This window comes from Terrisporobacter sp., assembly GCF_017888745.1.
In the GTDB taxonomy this organism is placed as follows: Bacteria; Bacillota; Clostridia; order Peptostreptococcales; family Peptostreptococcaceae; genus Terrisporobacter.
Window position 1 is genome coordinate 1 of sequence record NZ_JAGHFM010000191.1, and the last position, 3448, is coordinate 3448.

Annotated in this window: 2 protein-coding genes; both read right to left on the reverse strand. The window is 24.4% G+C overall.

What is annotated here, in order from left to right:
• Positions 1-60 precede the first annotated feature (60 nt).
• On the reverse strand, positions 61-729 hold the full coding sequence (locus tag J7G74_RS09375) for a response regulator transcription factor (RefSeq protein WP_297134526.1): 669 nt from the start codon (positions 727-729) through the stop codon (positions 61-63).
• Between the two features lie 306 nt (positions 730-1035).
• Positions 1036-3432 (reverse strand): PAS domain S-box protein, encoded by a 2397-nt coding sequence (locus tag J7G74_RS09380; RefSeq protein WP_297134528.1) that lies wholly within the window; start codon positions 3430-3432, stop codon positions 1036-1038.
• Positions 3433-3448 lie beyond the last annotated feature (16 nt).

Sequence of the window (3448 nt, forward strand, 5' to 3'; positions counted from 1 at the left end):
ATATAAGTCTTAAAATTATAGATAAACTCTTGTCTTTTATATAATCTTTTATTTTCATAATTATGGCATTATATAGCCTCTTCCCCTCCTAGTTTCTATATATGCTTCACATCTAATTTCTTCTAATTTTTTTCTAAGTCTATTTATATTTACAGTGAGTGTATTATCGTCCACAAATAGATCCAAGTCCCATAAATAGTCCATTAAATCTCCTCTTGATACTATTTTTCCTTTGTTTTTCATTAGGCAATTTAATATTCTAAATTCATTTTTAGTCAGCTGTATTTCTTTGCTTTCAAATATAGCGCTATTTTTAGATATATCTAATTCTAATCCTTTATATATAATTCTATCTGTATTTTGTTTTTCATAAGCTCTTTTTAAAAGTGAATTTATTCGTGCCAATAATATTTGTGTGTTGTATGGTTTTGTGATAAAATCGTCTGCTCCCAAATTCATACTCATAAGCTCGTCCATTTCTGTATCCCTACTAGTTACCACGATTATTGGTACATTAGATTTTTTTCTTATTTCTCTACATATGTAATATCCATCATATATTGGCAAATTTATATCTAATAATACTAAATGTGCATTTTCTTTTAAGATGTCTTCTATTATGTTTTCAAATTTTGATAAGCAAATTACTTCATAATTGTAATTAACTAAGAAATTTTTAAGTTCTACTCTTATCTTTTCTTCATCTTCTATTATAAGAATTTTTTTCATAAATTTTATTACCTCCTTATGAGTATAATTATAAACTATTTCATTTTTAAACTCTTGATTATCCTTTCTTAAAATAAAAATTTCCTTCGCTTAAACCACTATGTGGGCGATCCACTTCATTTCGCCAACAATATCGTGTCAGCGAATCATTTTGTTAACACTTCAGTCAACTCCTTTGCTCAAAATTTACTTTTTTACAACTTCTCAAATGTACTGATAATGCTTTAATCTATGAGTTTTCCATAGTTGCAAACTAAATATAATTTCCTTGTATGTAAAAAAGGTAAACTTCTATAAGTTTACCTTTTACGAGTATATATCTGAAAACTCTATATTGCATTTTTCTATTTGACTACTTTCAGAAACCTTTCTTTCTGAAATCATTTTAGAATCCTCTTCTATAAAAGTAATTGGTAGCTCAAAAGTAAACTCTGAACCTACACCAAGTTCACTATTAACATAAATTCTTCCATCTTGTAATTCTACTAAAGATTTTACTAAAGATAATCCTATGCCACTACCTTCACATTTTCTATTTAAATTATTATCAATTTTTTTAAATCTATCAAATATAATTCCTAATTGGTCTTTAGATATTCCAGTTCCATTATCCTTTACAGACACTTTAACATTCTCGTCATCTGCATATAAATCTACGTATATGAATCCTTCTTTATCTGTATATTTTATGGCATTAGATAATAAGTTTAACATAATTCTTTCTATTTTATCTGGATCACAAGCTATAACTAATTCTTCACAATTTGTATCAAATATTAAATTTATTCCTTGATCTTTAATATACTGTGCTACTGATAAAGTTATACTTTCTATTATATCAACAATATTATAATTTCCTGATTGCAATTTTAAATAACCAGAATCAATACAAGTTATATCAATAAGATTGTTTACTAATCTTAATAATCTATAAGAATTTTGTTTTATATAATTTATATGAGATTCTAGATTTAAACTGTCATCCCAAGTTATTTTGCTTCTTTCAATATTTCTTTGCATAAGCTGCATCGTTCCAAGTATTATATTAAGAGGTGTTCTAAACTCATGAGATATATTTGCAAAAAATTCATTTTTTAAAGTTTCCATTTGGATAGCTTCTTCCAATGCTTTTCTTTCTTTTTTTTGTTTTCTTTGTTCACTTAAATCTTTTGCAGTTAATACAAATGTACCTTCATTTCTTAAAATTTTATAATTAATTTCTATCCATTTATAACTTCCATCTTTACACCTTAATTTATTGACAATACAACCTGTATCAAATTTTCCTTCTTCAATAATAATTTTATATTCTTCTTTATAATCATCATGAATTAAGTCCATTATGTTCATGGATAATAACTCTTCTTTAGTCCAACCTAAAACTTTTGTCCAATATCCATTTATATATTTTAAATCTCCTTTTGCACCTACTCTTGCTATAAGGTCAACAGATATATCTAAAAAAAGTTCTAATTCACCTTCTATTTTTCTACGTTTTTCAAATTCTGATTGTAACTCTTTAGATAAAGTATGGCTTTTAATCATAACTCCTATGTTATCACATATAGTTTTTAAATAATCAAACTTATTGAATCTTAAAGTATTTTCATCAAAACAAGTTAATACTAAAAATCCTATAGTTTCACTATTAAATGTTATATTATAGATGCCAATATTTCGAATTTGATTTATCATCATATACTTTTTCAATGGTTCATATTCTATTTCTTCAACACTATTTATATTATTTAAATAAGGTATATCATCCAAATCATTAATTTTATCTAAATCAATTTTTAAAATTTCTTCACCATCTTTATAGGTATTTGATTTACCACAATTTACAACTACATCTAAACAAGACTTCTCTTTGTTTACTAGCATTACAGATGTTCCATCACATTCAAAATAATTTAATATGTTTTCACCTAAATTATTTAATAAGTCACGAACTCCATTTTTAGAATTATTCTTCATAAGTATATTACTTATGTTATTAATATTTATTTTATTTTCTAATTTTTTCTGTAAGGTTATATCTTTTGTAGATCCAAATATATATTCTACTTCATTATCTTTATTAAATATTGGTGATTTATAAGTTTCTACCCATAAATCAGTATCACCTTGCTTACTATAACTTTGAGTTAACTGATATTTTTTACTCTGTATAACTTCTTTATCCATTTCGATAAACTTATTACACATTTTTTCATCCCAATAATCTGAAGTTTTTTTCCCAAGTATATTTAATCTATCATCTTTTAATTCCTTTGCATAAGACTCATTCACATAAACATACTCTCCATCTATATTTTTAAGCCAACAATTCAATTGAATATTATCTAAAATGTTTTCTAAATCTTCTCTTATATATGATTTTTCACATAAATCCTTCCCTACTATGAAGATAGATTCTTTTCCTTTGAAATCATCTAGTAAAAATTCTCCATATATTAAAAGTTTTTCACCAGATTTACAACCTAATTCTAAGTCCATTTTCAAGTTTTTATCTTTATTATTTTTTATTAAATCAATATTTAAGCTTACACTATCATTAAAAATTTTTTCAATATTAATATTTTTCAATTCTTCTATTTTATAACCAAGTTTTGATAATAGCTTTTTATTACAAAACTGGATATTACAATCTAAGTTCAAAATTATTATATAATCATCTATTATATCTAATATTTTTTCCATACTTCCCCTTATTCCC